At 60.5% G+C, this 18,416-nt stretch carries 11 protein-coding genes and 1 pseudogene; 9 read left to right on the top strand and 3 right to left on the bottom strand.

What is annotated here, in order from left to right:
- Positions 1-108: 108 nt before the first annotated feature.
- Entirely contained in the window at positions 109-1,362 is a 1,254-nt protein-coding gene (locus tag QCE48_RS18020; RefSeq protein WP_309784223.1) for an oligosaccharide flippase family protein, read from the bottom strand.
- An 848-nt stretch (positions 1,363-2,210) separates the two neighbouring features.
- On the opposite strand from QCE48_RS18020, the gene QCE48_RS18015 reads away from it, so the two are divergent.
- Positions 2,211-3,713: a tyrosinase family protein gene (locus QCE48_RS18015; RefSeq protein ID WP_309784222.1), complete on the top strand. Its 1,503-nt coding sequence runs from the start codon at positions 2,211-2,213 to the stop codon at positions 3,711-3,713.
- A gap of 479 nt (positions 3,714-4,192) precedes the next feature.
- On the top strand, positions 4,193-5,395 hold the full coding sequence (locus QCE48_RS18010) for a hypothetical protein (RefSeq protein WP_309784221.1): 1,203 nt from the start codon (positions 4,193-4,195) through the stop codon (positions 5,393-5,395).
- 219 nt (positions 5,396-5,614) lie between these two features.
- On the opposite strand, the gene QCE48_RS18005 is transcribed toward QCE48_RS18010, so the two are convergent.
- Positions 5,615-6,763: an acyltransferase gene (locus tag QCE48_RS18005; protein ID WP_309784220.1), complete on the bottom strand. Its 1,149-nt coding sequence runs from the start codon at positions 6,761-6,763 to the stop codon at positions 5,615-5,617.
- Positions 6,764-7,789: 1,026 nt separating this feature from the next.
- On the opposite strand from QCE48_RS18005, the gene QCE48_RS18000 reads away from it, so the two are divergent.
- The 4 genes from QCE48_RS18000 to QCE48_RS17985 all read left to right on the top strand — a co-directional run bounded on the left by QCE48_RS18000 (position 7,790) and on the right by QCE48_RS17985 (position 14,090).
- Positions 7,790-8,749, top strand: coding sequence for a glycosyl hydrolase (locus tag QCE48_RS18000; RefSeq protein ID WP_309784219.1), 960 nt, complete (start codon positions 7,790-7,792; stop codon positions 8,747-8,749).
- 623 nt (positions 8,750-9,372) lie between these two features.
- The gene (locus tag QCE48_RS17995) at positions 9,373-11,664 is read left to right on the top strand and encodes a polysaccharide biosynthesis tyrosine autokinase (protein WP_309784218.1); all 2,292 of its coding nucleotides are present in this window, start codon (positions 9,373-9,375) and stop codon (positions 11,662-11,664) included.
- 215 nt (positions 11,665-11,879) lie between these two features.
- Complete coding sequence (locus tag QCE48_RS17990) at positions 11,880-13,523, top strand: cellulase family glycosylhydrolase (protein ID WP_309784217.1); 1,644 nt, start codon at positions 11,880-11,882, stop codon at positions 13,521-13,523.
- Between the two features lie 177 nt (positions 13,524-13,700).
- Entirely contained in the window at positions 13,701-14,090 is a 390-nt protein-coding gene (locus QCE48_RS17985; protein ID WP_309784216.1) for a hypothetical protein, read from the top strand.
- A 233-nt stretch (positions 14,091-14,323) separates the two neighbouring features.
- Here QCE48_RS17985 and oxc read toward each other — a convergent pair whose 3' ends face one another.
- The gene (gene oxc / locus QCE48_RS17980) at positions 14,324-16,063 is read right to left on the bottom strand and encodes an oxalyl-CoA decarboxylase (RefSeq protein ID WP_309784215.1); all 1,740 of its coding nucleotides are present in this window, start codon (positions 16,061-16,063) and stop codon (positions 14,324-14,326) included.
- A gap of 225 nt (positions 16,064-16,288) precedes the next feature.
- Here oxc and frc point away from each other — a divergent pair, with 225 nt between their 5' ends.
- The 3 genes and pseudogenes from frc to QCE48_RS17965 all read left to right on the top strand — a co-directional run.
- The gene (gene frc / locus QCE48_RS17975; protein ID WP_309784214.1) at positions 16,289-17,539 is read left to right on the top strand and encodes a formyl-CoA transferase; all 1,251 of its coding nucleotides are present in this window, start codon (positions 16,289-16,291) and stop codon (positions 17,537-17,539) included.
- A gap of 80 nt (positions 17,540-17,619) precedes the next feature.
- Complete coding sequence (locus QCE48_RS17970; RefSeq protein WP_309794273.1) at positions 17,620-18,069, top strand: PAS domain S-box protein; 450 nt, start codon at positions 17,620-17,622, stop codon at positions 18,067-18,069.
- 179 nt (positions 18,070-18,248) lie between these two features.
- Positions 18,249-18,416 (top strand): annotated as a pseudogene (locus QCE48_RS17965) (oxalate/formate MFS antiporter); the annotation flags it as partial.

Raw genomic sequence — 18,416 nt, 5'->3', positions numbered from 1 at the left:
GTCACGAGAAACGCAAAATGCCCCGGAAAACCGGGGCATTTCGTTTTTGGTCGACGATGAGATTCGCGTGACCGCCTTAAGCGACGGCACGCGCGCCTTCGCCTGGACTCACTCCGCAACTCTGCGCTTGAGGAATGGCACGCCCTGAAGATACAGCGTCATCGCCATCGCTACAGCGACACAAGTCTGAACGACGAGCACCGTGGCCGCGGCGCCCTGCTCCGCAAAGAGCTTCGAAAGCACGGCGAGCAAAATGAAATTCAGCGTCGCCGAGGCGAGCAGCACGCGGCTGAAATGCGCCTTCATCCCGAGCGGAAGCATCGTCTGTACGCCGAACACATCCGCGATACCGGACATGAAAGGCACGAACGCCATCCAGCGCAACACCTCGACAGTGGGAAGGAACTGCGGGCCGTAGAGGATATTCACGGCGATCGGCGCGCCCGCAAAGATAGTGAGCGAGATGATCGCGACGACCGTACCCTGAAACGCCAGCATCTTTCGCAGGAAGGCGAACGCGTCCTCGCGCGAGTGGTGCATGAGGTAGCTGATCCTCGGATACGCGGCCGTCTTCAGCGGGCTCATCATGCCCAGCGCCGCGCGTATCAGCTTGTCGCCGGCAGCGAAATAGCCCGCCGCGACGTTACCCGAAATGAGCGCGAGCAACACGATGTTCGTCGACGCGTAGAAGTCGGTGATCGCGGTCGCCATGAAAACGCTCGACCCATCCTTCAGCGCTTTGATGATGGAGCGCAGGGACGTCGGCACGAAGTCGAGTTCGCGGCGAAAGTACAAGTAAGTGACGATCGCAAGACCCGACAGCAACGGGACGAACGCATTGACACCCATCGCCCAGTAGATGTCGTCGCGGTCGCGCACGAGAAGATACATCGCAGGGATGCTCAGCACGCGGCTGGTGAACACGATCAAGCTGATGATCCGGAGATCCTCGACGCCCTGGAAGTACCAGGTTGGAATCAGCATCGCACCGACCGCCATACCGAAGCCGAGCATTAGCAGGTCGCGTTCGGCGGCAAGACGGGGAAAGACGAACGTCAGCGCCGTGAGCAACACGAACCCGCCCACGGTGATAAAGCCCTGCGCCAGAAAGGTCTCCCAGAAAACGCGGGAGCGCTCAGGGCGGTTGCTGCGGTTGATCGAAATCTGCGGGGTCGCGGTCAGACCGAATCCATAGTTCGTCAGCACAATAAAGTATTGAACGAAAGCCATCGCGAACGCCAGGCGTCCATAGCCTTCCGGAGAGAGCACGCGTGTCAGCAGCGGAAGCGTGATCAGGGGGACCGCGTAGGTCGATACCTGCAGCATCATCAAGACCGCAAAGTTCTTCTTGAATGACGCCATATACAGATGATCCTCGCTTGGAGCAGTGGCCTGGTATTGCGAGACGCTCCGAAATGCTCGACGAAACGAACCGCAAACGGAGGAACGATTTCAGGCGGCAAAAACCGCCTCGAACCGCTCTCCACCAGGAAAAGGTACCGCGCACCTGCACCGCAGGCGCATCGGAGAACGGAAAGCGTATGACGTGCCGATGTCACATCACCCTGGACACGAGCCGCGCACAATTGCCCTGATCGCGAGCTTTCGTCCACACAATATCGCAGGGCGCCTGAAGCGCTATTATTCTGAAGACAAATTAAATATATTGCGAAGAGTACTCAGTGCGGTGTGCCACTTATAGATGAATAGGAGCGGTTCGCAATCGCGGACAAAAGCTTGCCCCCGCCCGGCCGCCATAAACTGGGGCCGAAACAGGACGCGGGATGATTTCATTTTAGCGGCGCGTCATTGGCGGCCACGATGGCCGCTCGCCTTGTGCGCTGCCCGTCATATCGGCCAGTATGGCCGCGAATAGCGATGAAAAGAGATTCGCGGATGAGCCGCGTTCCGTTACCATTTAATAAGCAGAGCATATCCTGCTTTGCGTGCGAAAGCGCACGATGAAAACAACAGTCGTTGAAGTAAATTTCTTCTTATCAGACGACGGGCGCAGTCGCGTTCCGCGACTTGCGTACCGTTCACTATGCGACGCTGCGCAGCAGCGCAATCGTTAAACCTATAGCCGGGTGCGAACTCGCCACCCGAGCATTGGCCTGGACTATCTGAGCGGCCTTCAAGATCGATCCGTATCTCAACGGCGCTCGCAAACAGATTCCATTCATTAGTATATCTATATAATGGGGAAATTCATGACTTATCCGAAAATCAACCGGCGAGCTTTTCTGGGGGGCGCCGCTACGGCACTTTCCTGGGCTTCGTTTCCGTATATGGCGGCAGCCGCCACTCCGGTCGTTCGCCTCGAATGGCAGCAGTTCAAATTGACGCCGCACTACCAGTCGTTCCTGAACGCGGTTGCCACCATGCTGGCGAACCCCAATGCGAACGATCCGAATTCATGGCAGTACTGGACGAATGTGCACGTGAACTACTGTCCGCACAAGCAGCCGTATTTCCTGGCCTGGCACCGGGGTTATCTCTACTATCTCGAGCGGCAGATCAGGCTCGTATCAGGCGACAGCACGTTCACGCTTCCCTACTGGGACTGGTTCACGAACCCCAACATACCGAGCGAATTCACCGATAACGCAAGTGGCAATCCGCTCTATTGCCCGCGGCTCAATACGAATGTCTACAGCGCACTCGACCTGTCGCCCTTCGCGGCCACCACGGTGAATTTTCAACGCGGCACCGCAAACTCATTCGAAGAGAAGTTCGAGACCGCTCCGCATAATCCGGTGCACAACATCATCGGCGTCTCGATGGCGACGATGCAGTCGCCGCGCGATCCGATCTTCTATCTGCATCACGCCAACGTCGACAGGCTGTGGCACGCGTGGTCGCTTCCGGACGGAAGGACGATGCCCGTCCCGAGCAATCCGTATTGGGCCGGAACGTTCACCTACGCCAATGGCCTGACCATCAACAAGGAACAGACGTATTCGAACCGCAGCCGACTCGGCTATGACTACGCAAACACCGCGAGGCCGACGGCGTTGCCGCCCCAGGCGGAAGTGGGTCGCATCATCCGCGTCCAGGCGCAGATTTCGCCGATCCGCACACGCCCGGCGATCAGCTCCTTCGCCGCCACACCCGCACGCGCGATCGCGGCCGGCCAGCGTTCGATTGGCGGTGTCAAAGGCGTCGTACTGGGACAAGAGTCGGTCAGCGCACGCGTGACGGGAGAAGCAAACTCCGTCAAGCCGCTGCAGGACATGCTCTCGGCCACCGCCCAGAGCTTCGATGCGGCGGCGCAGGGCTCGTCGGCGGCATCTGCACTGGCGCAGAAGAGCACGAGCCAATACAAGTCGATCAAGATCGTATTCGACGACATCTCGATCACGCGTGCCGGCGCTTCCGGCGGCTTCTTCTATAACGTCTACTTGAATCTGCCCGAAGGCATCGACATCGATTCCGCACGGTCGAGGTACTTCATCGGCACGGTCGGGGCCTTCGAACTCGCCGGCGCGGCGCATCACGGGATGATGATGCTCGAGTTTCCGGCGACGGCCGCGCTCCTGAAGGCGGGCGTCGGAAACGCGCGCGAGTATGTGGTTTCGCTCGTTCGCGTGAACGGTCCGAGCGCGCCGAAGGGGCAGGTCATGTCGATCGGCGAAGTGCGCGTCGAACTGTCGACTGAAGCGCCGTATATCGTTTCACCGGCCGGCACCCACAAGCCGGGCGACGCCTACTAAAGCGAACGAAAGTCCGGCTCTTGCCGGACTTTCTTTTTTTCCCGCGCCCGACGATGGCCGCCGCAGCGAGCCGTAATACAAATAAAATAACGCTATGCACGCGGCGCTAGCGCTTGCGCTCGATCTATTCTCGTGTGCGCTAGTCAACATACTGTAGCCATCCGATGTTGAAATCTATATGTTCCAGCACTCTTTGCCGCGACCCCGCTTGCGCTAAAGTACGCTGCGTCACGTGCGCCGGGATTCGATCCTGCGTCGAGTAGCTTCGACCGCTTCTCGCGCAAGACAACCCACTTTTACCGATCGCCGGAAAGGGAAATTGGCCTTTGATGCATTGCTTTTTGTTAAGCGACGATCTGCGTAGCGGACGCCCACCGCCGCCAGCCTAACGTCGCCCTTAAGGACCGCGCCTTAACGCCTGCTCAGCACGCGCGCCTGGCGATCCACGATAATCAGTGCATTCCAAGATGGAGCAATCAATGTATCCGAGGATAGTCTCCGCACTGTTCTATATGTTTTTCACCTGTGTGATCTTCAATCCAGAGGTGAACGGCTTCACGATCTACTTCTATCTGTTCATCCCGTTCCTCGATCCGGGATTCTCGCGTTTCCTCGCTTCCACGGTCCGTCGCTGGAGCGTGCCGCTGCTCGTTGCCGTCCTTCTTAGCCTGACGGGATCGCCGAGCGTGGCGGTGCGCGTCATTTCGCTCGCGATCTGTATCGGCTACATCCTTTATACGATGGGTCGTCGCATCAACTATCTGCATCACTGGATGGCGATCAACGTCGGTTTCGCCCTGGTGCAATTCACGCTGTATTACGTGGACAAGGGCCTCGCGTGGCAGCTCGGCCCGACGCAGCTCGCCAAGACGATCTGGGGCCCTTACGCGACCAAGACATTCACCAACTTCTTCGAGATCTTCTACTTCGCTCGCGTGTCGGGCTTCTCGAGAGAAGCGGGCTTTTTCTCGTCATTGCTGCTGAGTTCCCTGGTCCTCTATTTGTTCACCGAGAAGGTGAACAAGAAGATGGTCTTTGTCTACTTCTTCGGCCTCTTCATCGGATTCTCGAAGTCGTCGATGCTGCTGTTCATCTTCGCGGCCCTGTATCCGTTCCGTCACAAGTTGCGGGCGGTCCATCCGCTCGTGATCCTGGTGGCCTTCATAGGCTCGGTGAGCCTCATGTCGATCTATCTGGCGGATCACGGATTCTTCGGCTCGGAGACGTTCGCCCACCGGTTCGGCGGTTATCCGTTCATGTACGATGCGCGGCTCGAGGATCTACTCTTCGGGATCACGCCGGCGGACGTGCTTGCACATTACAAGTATTTGCCGTACATCCGTATGGTCGAGCCCGAAGCGCTTGCCGGCGTGCCGTTCGCCGGCCTCCCTGCCAGTGTCGCGGACATGGGACTCTTTAGCGCCCTGCTTCTCTTTGGCGTCGTCGCGTTCACGGCAAGCGACGGATTCGTCATGGCGCTGCTCCTCCTGATCACGTCGACGGTCAGCATCACAAGCGTGACGTCGTTCGTGCCGATCGCGTATGTCGTGCTCTACTGGCCGCGCTTCTGCGCTTATCGGGCTCAACGCATGCAACAGCTTGCAGACGAGCAGCAGACGCCGACGAATCCGCTGAACCGGTTCCGCCGTGCCGGGCGGCAAGCGGCTTTATCGAGGACCTGAGCAGCTTCGCAACAGGCGCCCAGCGCTGTAGTCACACACGAGCCCGGTTCGGCCCGCATCGACGATGATGCGAATCGAACCGGGCTTTTCCATTTCCGTTCGACGTTCTGGGGAAGCATGCGCGCGTCGCGCCAATCGCGATTCGTCAGCACAAACGAAAGAGGCGCGCCGTTGGGCGCGCCTCGCGTAACACCGTCAATCAGGGCAAGCAGTCTGCAATCAGCGGCGACCGTTTTTATCGGGCGCCGGCTCGCCGATATAAACGCCGGTGGGCGCGGCCGTCGCTGTGCGGCGACTCGACGTCAATGCATGTCCAAGCCGGATGCAAGGCGCTTCGACCAGACGGAAGCTGAGCCACGACAATCCGACCGCAAACACCGCACTGATCGCCATATAAAGACCGAGCGGGCCGCCGTCCCAGCCCCATCGCTGACAGGCCCAGTAAAGCACATAGACAGGCACGCCGTGCAGCAGGTAAAGCGAATAGCTGATCTCGCCCATCCACGCAAAGAATCGCAGGTGGATCTTCCAGACCGTCGCCAGCAGCGCGAAGACCGCCAGTCCGATCAGGTAGCTCACTGAATTGATGACGTGCTCGGGATCGTGCTGGATGATCGCGACAGCAAAGGTCAGCACCGAAATACTGGCGACCACACCGGTGACAGCGATGAAAGCCTTTCGGTACGACCAGTCGAGCTTGAATCCCCGCACGCCCGGCAGGCTGAACACCACGCGCGCATCCGGATTGTCATAAACCTGCCGGAAGCAGGCGCCCCAGAACATGATCGACAAGTGATACAGCATGCCCTTGTACTGGCCGAGCGCAGTGGCCGGAATCATTTTCAGCGCGGACGTGATAACGAACGCGGCACCGAGCGAAACGCAAACGACGCACAAGTCCCGCATGCGCTGCAACCCGCCCTGCCAGAACAGCACGAGACACAGCACATAGAACACCAGTTCGGTTTCGAGCGTCCAGTAATGCCCCATCATCTCCGGATGACCGAGTGCGTCGGGCAGCATCGTCGCATTCGCGAGCCACATGGCCGCTTCTGTCGGCTTGTCGAAGAGAAGACGGTAAGAGAGATACCCCAACGGGATCGATACCCAGAACGCAGGATACAACCGGAAGAAGCGCCTGATGACGAACCGCCGCGTGCCAGCGGCTAGCGGTCCATAAAGACTCTTGGGAATCAGCAAGCCGCTCAGCGCAAAGAACACGACGACGCCGATGCGCCCGAAGTTTGCGTAATACGGCAGCTTGTGCAGCCATTCCCCCGAGCCTGCGATGCGGGAGAAGACTTCGGAGTAATGCATCCACATCACGAACAGGACCGCGACGGCCCGGATCGCGTCGATGTGGGACATACGGTTAGGCAATACGGCGGCTGGTGTCTTCAATGGCTATTCTCCTGGTGCGAAAGACCGTCATCGATTGCGCACCCGCTTCCCAGCGCGAACGGGCCGCTTCCACCATTCGATGACGCTAAAGGATTCGTTACGAGACTGCCCTCGACGTCGAATTCTCGCCTGCGGCCCGGCTGACATTCACGATCCATCTTGCGACGCCATGACTGAGCCGTCGCGCGAACCCTTCTACGACCGCCTACATTTCCGCACCGTTAAGCGCGCGTATGTTCACTAACGCACACGAGTAAAGATCGGCCAAAAGGACCAGAGGCGGGCTTAAAAAGTTGTCGTGTCCGACGGACGGTCAAGCAGAGCGCGCATGAGCCGAACGTTCGCAAGCATAACCGTCATCTCGACAAAGTGCACTCGCGCGCCGGAGCAGCTTCCGCCATGCCGCGGTAATTGATGCCTCCGCATGGCTCAGCCACCGGAGCAAGCTCCCCTCGTTCGTTTAGGGCGACATAAATACCGCATAGGGAATTCCCTCTAGCCATTGTTTGCACCGCGCGCGATTACCGAAATTACCTCGTCGATCGGTCATTTCCTCCTACGAATTCCGCTAGCGCTTATCGAATTTCGAAATAGTCCTACTGCCAGTGCCGTTTTTTGCATGCTTCGAGCCGATGAATTAAGACCATGCATGCTTAATCCGCGGAACATCGGAAAAAATTTAATTTCATACGATAGTAGTAAAGAACAATTTCCCTAAAGCCGGAATTGTTACATCGAGTTACAGGCTTTGCCCAAAAGGTACGACTATACTCAGCGCCCATAGAAACCCGTAATTACTTACCCATGTCGACCAAGCAAAACGTTCAACACCAGCAACAATTTCCTGAAATCGAATCGCAGTCCGCATTGAAATTCCCTCGTCGGAAATTCCTGTCTGCAATGGCAGCGGGAGCCGGTAGCGTTGCCCTGTCCGCGTGCGGCGGCGGTGGCGCAGAAAGCGACCTTGCTGACGCGACCGCCAAGAGCGCCGATGTGGAAGCAACGGCGAAAGCGGCAACGACCGGTCAGAAGCTGTTCTATGGGTTGAACGGTCACATGGCGTACAACGCCGGCATCTACCACAACGTGACGCAGGCGAATCAAGTCAAGATCCTTAAGGATCTGGGCGCCACGGTTTATCGCGCCGATGTCGCGAGCGGCGGCATGGCGCAAGTCCTGGCAACCGCGCTCAACGGCGCGTTCAAGGGCAGCGGCATCATCATCCTGCCCGTGCTCAACCCGCGCTCTGCCGGCTATGACGTCAAGAGTTCGGAATCCGCGGCGTACACGCTCGGCTACAACCTCGCGGTGAACTGCACGCGGCCGCTTAAGGGCCTCGTGAAGTACATCGAATGCGGCAACGAACTCGACGTCGCGCTGAAGATCGGCGGCGACGGCAGCGCAACTACCGACTGGAATGCGTCCTACTGGCCGTCGTTCCGTGGCGTGATCCGCGGCATGATCGACGGTGTGAAGGCGATCGACTCGTCGATCCAGGTTGGCGTGAACGTCGGCATCCCGATGGCGTATCGCGCACTCCAGATGCTCTGGAACGGCATCTCGCCGAACGGCACGGCGGCGGGTCGCGGCGGCGCAGCGCTCGTGCGCTGGGACTTCACAACGTACCACTGGTACAAGAGCTCGTACAACATCCAGCGCGCAGGCCGCACCGCTTCCGTCGACGTTCTGCAGATCCTTAAAGACTCGTTCGGCAAGCCGATCTGGCTGACGGAATTCGGCTGGTCGGGCTCGCAGGACACGAATGCATCGGCGGCCGCCTATGTGACGAGCGCAATGACGCAGTACAAGGCGGTCAAGGACAAGTACAACATCCAGTGCATCATGCTGTACGCAGTCATCGACGACAATTACGGTCTGGTGAAGACCGATGGCGTCACGAAGAGAGCAGCTTACGACGCGTACAAGAATTTCACGCGCGCCAATCCGGTCTGATCAGCGAGCAGCGAACCATCGTGCGCCGGCAGCGATTGCCGGCGCACCGTCAATCCGACTTGCATTACTCGCAAAATTTACTACGCTGCTTGGAGCCGCTTAGACGAAGCGCGGCTTGGGCATGAACGCACGACGTCGCCCCTGAGCGATGTTTTCTGATATCCCGGGCACGCGCCAAACGATTGCGCATCAAGTCGAATGCGTTTCGGATCAAGGCACTAGCGTCCCTCAAATGTAAGACAAATAAAAAATCGAATAAAAACGATCGAGGCACTAGCACTTCCGCCGGATTTTTACTCGTGTGCGGTAGTGAACATACGCTGTCTTATCGAATCCGGAAGGTACGGATTGCCCAGGCAGTGCCGACACCGCGTCTCCTGTCGCCCAGACTTCGCGCTCTATTGCCTTGCTCTGGCCCCGTGCAGGAAAATTGCTTCTAAGGCACTGCGCAATCCGACGAAAACAGATTTGCGTCGCTAGCAGGCGGCGTCCGATCCGTACCGTTGTCGATGTCGAAGGCCGCGCCACAGCCCACCAGCCTGGCGCGTTACGTCTTGGTGACACCGGCAGCGGCATGCGGACATGCCGCGTACCGATTCTCGAATGAATGAGGAAAGCGTCAGATGAATACACCTGCTCTAGGTTTTGATCCCGGTCGCGCGCGCAACAGCGACGACGGGTTTTCCGCAGCGGAACTGTGGAGGCTCATCGTCGACAACGTTGGGCTCGTCATTCTGATCATCGTGCTGGTGACTGGCTCCGCGACCCTTTACGCGTATCTCGCCACGCCGAGCTTTTCGGCTGACGCGCTCGTCAAGGTCGACTATCCGAACCCGAACGTGCTCGGCGTCAATTCGCAGACTCAGCAGCAGATGGTCCCGTCGACGCTCCCCACCGACGCCGAAATCCAGATCATCCAGAGCCGGACCGTGCTCTTGCCGGTCATCAAGAAGTACAAGCAGGACATTCTCGTCACGCCGCATCAGGTGCCGTTCTTCGGACGCGTCTCGTCGCTGTTCGCGACGCAGGGCGATCCGATGCCGGCCATCTTCGGGCTCAAGTCGTTTGCGTGGGGCGGCGAGGATGTCGCGATCGACTCGCTTCAGGTACCGGGACGCCTGCAGAACAAGGAGCTGACGCTGCGCGTCCTGCCGGGCAACGCCTACCAGTTGATGGACCATGACGGCAATGCGCTGCTGCACGGCACGGTCGGCCAGGTCGCTAGTGCGGACGGCATCTCGATCCTTGTCAGCCATCTCGCGGCACGCCCCGACACGGAATTCGCCGTGACGCGCTTTAGCGAATACAAGGCCGTCGAGCGCTTCCTGAAGAAGCTCAAGGTGCAGGAGTCGGCGAAGGACTCGGGCGTCGTCCAGATCCTCTACGAGAACGACGATCCCAAGCTCGCGCAAGTGATCACCAACGCGATCGCGCAAACCTACATTGCCGCTCACATCGACCAGCATCGTCAGGAAGCGAGCGTCACGCGCGACTTCATCATCGGCGAACTGCCCCGGCTCGAATCCGAACTGAAGCGTGCCGAGTCCGAACTCAGCAAGTACCGCACGGATGCAAGCTCGATGACGCCCGGCACCGAAGCAGCGTCGTACCTGCAAGGCAGCCTCGATCTCGAGAAGCAGATTGCGGCGCTCAAGATGCAACGTCAGCAGGTCGCGAGCCGCTTCATGCCGTCGAGCCGCGAAGTGCGCACGATCGACGATCAGATCACCACGCTCACCGCGCAGAAGGAAGCGTTCGACAAGCGCTTTAGCGGCTTGCCCGTCTCCGAGCGCAAGTCGGCCGATCTTACGCGCGATGCCAAGGTCGCCGAGGACATCTACGTCGCGATGCGCGAAAAGGCGAGCGAACTTGCCGTGACGCGCGCGGGCACGATCGGCAACGTGCATATCATCGATACGGCCGTGTTCCCGACCGAACCGGCGAAGCCCAAGCGCCTCATCGTGATCGCGGCGGGCGGTGCCGCCGGCGTGATCCTGAGCGTGCTCTTCGTGTTCTTCCGCAATCAGCTTTCGCGCAATGTCGAAAGCCCGCACGTCGTCGAACGCCACCTCAACCTGCCGGTTCTGGGCGCGGTCATGTACAGCAACGAACAGGCGCGTCTCGACCGTTCTGCAACGCCGGCATCGCTCTTGCCCGGCAAGGTGCGAGGCGCCGACGAGCCCGCGCTTGCCAACGGAGCGTCGCGCGATGGCAATGGCGCCAATTTCCTGCTCTCGGACGACGGTCCCGACGACATGGCCGTGGAAGCGTTGCGAGCCGTGCGTGCTTCGCTGATGATCGACATCGAGCGCGCAAGGAACAACATCCTGGCCGTCGCTGGCGCAACGCCCGGTACGGGCAAGACGTTCGTCGCATCGAACCTCGCGGCGCTGCATGCGCAGTCGGGCAAGCGCGTGCTGCTGATCGACGGCGATCTGCGGCGCGGCCGCATGGCCTCGATCTTCGGACAGTCGCGCCAGAGCGGGCTCGCCGAAGTGCTCGCCGGCCAGCTCGAAGCGGACGACGCGATCCGCGCATCCGACGTGCCGGGTCTGTCGATCATCACGGCTGGGCGCTTCCCGCCGAACCCGTCGAAGCTGCTTTCGACGACTCGACTGCCGCTGCTGCTCGAATACCTGAGCCCGCAGTACGACCTCATCATCATCGACACGCCTGCCGTCCTCGCGGTCAGCGACGCGAACATGATCGCGAGCAACGCGGGCACCACGGTGGTCGTCGTGCGTCCGAGCGCGCAAAGCGAAAGCGAACTGGAACAGGCGATCAAGCGTCTCGATCTCACTGGCGCACGCATCTCCGGCGTGATCTTCAACGCCGTGCCGAAGCGTCGCAGCGAGAAGCGCACGTATGCCTACGCGAGCGCGTATGCGCCCAACGTCACGCAGCGCGACGCCTGACGTCGACCGCCTCATGTGAAGCGACGGCCTGCCGAAGCACCACCTTGCAACGCAAGCCGTGGATGCTTCGCGCAGGACCTCGATCGCGAATGGACGAACCGGGGCCCCGCGCCCCTCCGCTCGCGCGGTCTTCGTCACTTTCGCGGCGCTCGTCCACACCGGTCGAGCGTTGCGCTTCAAATCCCCCAAGCAGCGCCATACACAAGGAAGCCACGATGCCAGCGGTCTTCACCTCGCACGCCCTGTCACGCTCCGGCCGGCTGGCCGGAGTCATCGCGTTCGCCGCGCTAGCCAGCGCCGCGCAGTCCGCCTTCGCCGCCGATGCCGCGATGCGCGTGCTGAACGCGCCCGGATCGCTGATCATGGATGGCCCCGGCACGAAACGGGTCGACCTCCAGGTCGCGCCGCAAGCCGGCGCGGGCTCGAATCTCATCGCGACGCTTTACCGATACGATGCGGACGGCAAGCCGTCGGACACGCCGGTGACGACTTATCAGGCGTCGGCGAGCGGAGGGAAGGCTTCATTCAATGTCGCGATTCCGGCTTACGGGCTTTATCTGCTCGACGCGAAACTGCAAGGCGGTTCCGGCGCCGAACTGAAGATCAACATGGCGGCGATCACGGCGGGCGGCGCCGGATTCACCGACGCCGGCGTCATCACGCACTTCGGACAGCACAAGGGCAATCCTGCTGTCGTGCTGCCGCTCGTGAAGAAGGCGGGTTTCAACTGGATCCGCGATGAACTGTACTGGAGCGAAGTCGAAAAGACGGCGGGCAACTTCAGCTTTCCCGCCGACTACACCAACTATGTCACGCAAGCCGCCAAGCTGAATCTCAAGCCGCTGATCATTCTCGATTACAGCAATCGCAAGGCGTATCCGAATCTGCTCAAGGGGCCGCAAGGTTTTCCGGTCAACCAGCAGGAACGCGATCTTTTCGTGCGCTATGCGCAGAAGCTCGTCGGCATGTACGGCAAGCAGGTCAAACATTGGGAAATCTGGAACGAGCCCGCCTTCCCCAAGGTCAGCTATGAAAACTACGCGGCGTTGCTGAAGGACGTCTATCCCGCGATCAAGAAGGTGAGTCCCGACTCGACCGTCATCTCCTGCGGCGGCGGCGGCGCAGGCGGCGGCCCCGGCGGCGACTGCATCGTGGCGCTGATCAAGGCGGGCGTCCTCGACTATCAGGACGGTTTCAGTATCCATCCGTACATGTCGCCGCACGATCCGGACTCCGGCTACCCGGCGAAAGGCGCGCCCGTCAATCCAGTCAACATTCCCAACGTCTGGCCTCATCTTGCGCGCATGATGAATGCAAATCCCAGGCAGGGTCACGCCAAGCTGAAGGTGTGGATCACGGAAATCGGCTGGCCGTCGAGCCCGCAATCGGCCGGTCTCAGCGAGCCTTCGCAAGCTGCCAATATCGCGCGCACCTATTTGCTCTCGCGCCGCTATGATGAAGCAACGGAAGGCGTGTTCTGGTATGACTTCGTCGACGACGGCGTCGATCCGAACAACAAGGAGTCCAACTTCGGGATGCTGCGCGCCGACCTGACACCGAAGCCCGCTTACGTGGCCGCGTCCGTCGTCATGAAGACGCTCGGTGCAAGAAAGTGGGCTCGCGCGCTGATCGACAGCCGCGACGTCAAGGTCTATCAGTATGGAGCGGATAATCCGGTCTACGTCGGCTGGCAAACGGGTTCGAACGAGAGCGCGGCATCGGTGCAGATTCCGCCGGGCAAGTACACGCAGCGGAACTGGCAGGGCGCCACCTCGACCGTCACGGTGCCGAGCGGCGGATTTCAGTGGCAACTCGGCGCGCTGCCGAAGTATCTGATTCCGGCGGGGCAGTCGAATTGAGCGCCTGAGCGTTGACGGGCGAGAACGAAAGTAAGGGATGTGATCTAGAATAGACCCTCTTAGCGCTTACTTAACGTTTGTTGAGGGCTCGCCCAAATTTGCTCAACCCGGCAGCGTCGACTCGATGTCGATCGATCCTAGCCAAGAATCGATGGCCCGTTGAGCCGGAGGTATTCGATGACAACTCAGCAAGAAGCTTTGAACAAACGCGATCTGTATCGCACGTTCGCATACGGGCCGATGGAAGGCGTCGTGTTCGTGCTGGCGCCGAGCCGCGATCACGCGTCGCGCAAGATCCGCAATACGCTCGCCATTTTGTACGGCGTGCCGCCGCATGAAGTCGAATTCGACACGCCTGCGTCGTATGACGAACTCGTGAAGGCCGGCATCAGTACGGACGAAGAGTTGCGCATCTTCGAAACGGCGCGCGCCGGAGATAAGGTGGTGAGCTGGGCCATTGCGCCGCTCTTCTTGACCAACGACCGCGCGCTGCTCGGCAAATGGGCCGAACTGTACGCCGGCATGGCGACGCAGGAAGCGCAAGATCTCATCCAGCGGGCCCGCTAGGCGCACGCATTCGTTTCCCTCAAACGGCCGACGCAAGCGGCCGCCCGGCCGCCTGCATGGCGCGCCAATCGTCCCCCGCAGAATTCACGTTCAGTGACGCTTGCCGATCGCTCCGTCGTTATGGGTAAGCAGATACTGCGAATGCACGCTGGAACCCAAACGCAAAAGCCCGCGAGCCGTGAGACTCGCGGGCCATCCCGTCATTGCGCGCGAGCCTTGGCCCGCGCCGTCGCTTACTTCTTCATGGCCGCGCTTTGCGGATTCAGGTTCGTGAGACGTCCGCTCTCCGTGCCGGCGGCTTCGTCGATCACAGCGTTGATGAGCGTCGGCTTGCCCGATGCAATGGCTTCCTTCAGCGCCTTCGTCAATTCGTCCGGCGTCGTCGCGTGGTGGCCGATGCCGCCGAACGCTTCGATCATCTTGTCGTAGCGCGCGTCCTTCACGAACACCGTCGGCGCAACGTCCTTGCCGCCAGTCGGATTCACGTCGGTGCCGCGATACACGCCGTTGTTGTTGAAGACGATCGTGCAGACCGGCAGGTCATAGCGGCAGATCGTTTCCAGTTCCATGCCGCTGAAGCCGAACGCGCTGTCGCCTTCGATCGCGACCACTTGCTTGCCGCTCGTCACCGCCGCGCCGATCGCGAAGCCCATGCCGATGCCCATGATGCCCCACGTGCCCGAGTCGAAGCGCTTGCGCGGCTGGTACATGTCGATGATGCTGCGCGCATAGTCCAGCGTGTTCGCGCCTTCGTTCACGACGTTGATGTCCGGATGTTCTTTCAGCACGTCGCGGATCGCGCGCAGGGCGCTGTGGAAATTCATCGGCGACGGATTCTTTTCGAGGGTCGCGGCCATCTTCGCGAGGTTCTTGCTCTTGCGCTCGTTGATCGCGTCGGTCCATTCGGCGGACGGCTTCGGGAAGCTCGCGTCGATGCCGCCGAGGAGCGCCGACACGCACGAACCGATATCGCCGATCACCGGCGCCGCGATCGCCACGTTGCTGTCGATCTCGGTCGGCGAGATGTCGATCTGCACGAATTTCTTCGGAGCGCCCCAGGTCTTGCCCTTGCCATGCGAGAGCAGCCAGTTCAGGCGCGCGCCGATCAGCACGACGACATCGGCTTCGGCCAGCACGAACGAGCGCGCCGCCGATGCCGACTGCGCATGCGTGTCGGGCAGCAGGCCCTTCGCCATCGACATCGGCAGATACGGAATGCCCGTCTGCTCGACCAGCGCGCGAATCTCGTCGTCGGCCTGCGCGTAGGCTGCGCCCTTGCCGAGCAGGATCAGCGGACGCTTCGCGCCCTTCAGCACGTCGAGTGCGCGCTTGACCGATTCCGGTCCCGGGAACTGCGCCGGCGCTGCATCGATCACGCGGATGAGCGACTGCTGCGCCTTCACCGCGTCGATGGTCTGCGCGAGCAGTTTCGCCGGCAGGTCAAGATACACGCCGCCAGGACGGCCCGACACGGCGGCGCGAATCGCACGCGCCACGCCCACGCCGATGTCCTCCGCATGCAGCACGCGATATGCGGCCTTCGCATACGGCTTCGCGGCGTTCAACTGATCCATCTCTTCGTAATCGCCCTGCTGCAAATCGACGATCTCACGCTCGCTCGACCCGCTGATAAGGATCATCGGGAAGCAGTTGGTGGTCGCGTTCGCGAGCGCGGTCAGGCCGTTCAGGAAGCCCGGCGCCGACACCGTCAGGCAGATGCCGGGCTTTTTCGTCATATAGCCGGCGATTGCCGCGGCGTTGCCCGCGTGCTGCTCGTGGCGGAAACCGATGAAGCGCATGCCCTCGGCTTGCGCGAGGCGCGCCAGGTCCGTGATCGGAATGCCGACCAGACCGAAAATCGTGTCGATGTCGTTCAGTTTCAGCGCATCGATGACGAGGTGGAACCCGTCCGTTTGCTTCTGCGTGTCTTCCGCCTGCGCGGCCTGCGGGGTGATCTCAAGCACATCTGCCATGACGTCTCCTTAACGGCGGGTGTTGTTGTCTCGTGGTGATATACAGTATTACAGACACAATATTTATCAAGCTATCACATCCGTCGTATTTGTCGAGTTTCGATCGCTACGGGAAACCCTAAGCGGGTTAACGTTGATTATTCGAATACGATGTATGGAATATTGTATATCACACGAAGGTTCGGGAAGTCCTCATTCAACCAAAGCTGTCAGGAGACAGAAGCCATGACGAAGCCGCTTGAAGGCATCAAGATCATCGATTTCACGCACGTTCAGGCAGGTCCGGCGTGTACGCAGTTGCTTGCCTGGTTCGGCGCGGACGTGATCAAAGTCGAGCGGCCCGGCGCCGGTGACGTGACGCGTACCCAGTTGCGCGACATTCCGGATGTCGACGCGCTCTACTTCACCATGCTTAACAGCAACAAGAAATCCCTCACGCTCGACACCAAGAAGCCGGAAGGCAAGGAAGTGCTCAAGAAGCTGATCAAGGAATCGGACGTGCTGGTCGAGAACTTCGGTCCGGGCGCGCTCGACCGGATGGGCTTTTCGTGGGACACGATCCGCGAGCTGAATCCGAAGATGATCGTCGCCTCGGTGAAGGGCTTCAGCGACGGCCACCACTACGACGACCTGAAGGTCTACGAAAACGTGGCGCAATGCGCGGGCGGCGCGGCATCGACGACGGGCTTCTGGGACGGTCCTCCGACCGTCAGCGCCGCGGCTCTCGGCGACAGCAACACCGGCATGCACCTCGCGATCGGCATCCTGACCGCGCTGATGGGCCGCCAGAAGACGGGCAAGGGCCAGAAGGTGGCGGTGTCGATGCAGGACAGCGTGCTGAACCTGTGCCGCGTGAAGCTGCGTGACCAGCAGCGCCTCGACCGCCTCGGCTACCTCGAAGAGTATCCGCAGTATCCGCACGGCACGTTCAGCGACGTCGTACCGCGCGGCGGCAATGCCGGCGGCGGCGGCCAGCCGGGCTGGGTGCTGAAGTGCAAGGGCTGGGAAACGGACCCGAACGCGTACATCTACTTCACGATCCAGGGCCACGCGTGGGCGCCGATCTGCCGCGCGCTCGGCAAGCCGGAATGGATCGAAGATCCGGACTACAACACGCCGAAGGCGCGTCAGCCGCATATCTTCGAAATCTTCAAGACCATCGAAGAGTGGTTGGCCGACAAGACGAAGTTCGAAGCGGTCGACATCCTGCGCAAGTTCGACATCCCGTGCTCGCCGGTGTTGAGCATGAAGGAGCTGGCCGCCGACGAATCGCTGCGCGCGAGCGGCACGATCACGGAAGTGCCGCACAAGGAGCGCGGTACGTACCTGACGGTCGGCAGCCCGATCAAGTTCTCGGACCTGAAGCCGGAAATCACGGGTTCGCCGCTACTCGGCGAGCACACGGACGAAGTGCTCGCAAGCCTCGGCTACAGCAACGAGGAAATCGCCAGCTTGCGTGAGGCACAGGCAGTCTGAAGCGGAATTCGCACCGGCCGGCCAGCATGGCGGCCGGTGCGATGCATTGAATCGCAGCATCAGAACATGGCGACCCACATATGACCAGCACCTCGCAACATAGCGCCATCGATGTTGGGCAACTGATCGACGCCATCGGCGACGCAATCGTGATCGCCGATGCAGCCGGCGCCATCATCCTGTGGAATCCGGCGGCAGAACGCTTGTTCGGCTTCACGCAGGACGAAGCGCTCGGCAAGTCGCTCGACATCATCATCCCGGAACGTCTTCGCGGACGTCACTGGACCGGTTATGAAAAAACCATGGCGACGGGTCAGACGCGTTACGGCCATGACGTGCTGCGCGTGCCTGCCGTCGACAAGGAAGGCCGCTCGATGTCGATCGCGTTTACCGTCGCGCTGCTGCATGCGCCGGACAACGCGGTGTCGGGCATCGTCGCGGTGATTCGCGACGAGACGGAACGCTTCCAGCAAGAGCGCGATTTGCGCAAACGCATCACGGAACTCGAAGCCAAGGCAAGCGCTTCCTAAGGGCTGCACTGGCCCGGTTTTCTTCAACTCTTCCAAACGTCGAGGACCCGCCGCACAGACAGATCACCCGCTCAATTGCATCCAGGGCGCCGATCGAGCGCAACAATGCAACCATCTTGCATGGGACCCGGGCAGAGCGCTAAAGCGCCGACTTGGGTCAATAAAGGAGACGTACAGACATGGCAAACACCTTTACCCCTGACCCCCTACGAGCGGCCAAAAGCCCGAATCGTTGGGCCCAGCTCGTCATCGGCATCATCTGCATGGGCCTGGTCGCGAATCTGCAATACGCGTGGACGCTCTTCGTCGTGCCGATGGATGCCAAGCACCATTGGGGACAAGCGGCG

Origin of the sequence: Caballeronia sp. LZ024, assembly GCF_031451455.1 — a bacterium.
Classification (GTDB): Bacteria; Pseudomonadota; Gammaproteobacteria; order Burkholderiales; family Burkholderiaceae; genus Caballeronia; species Caballeronia telluris.
This window is presented reverse-complemented; position numbering and strand designations above follow the sequence as displayed.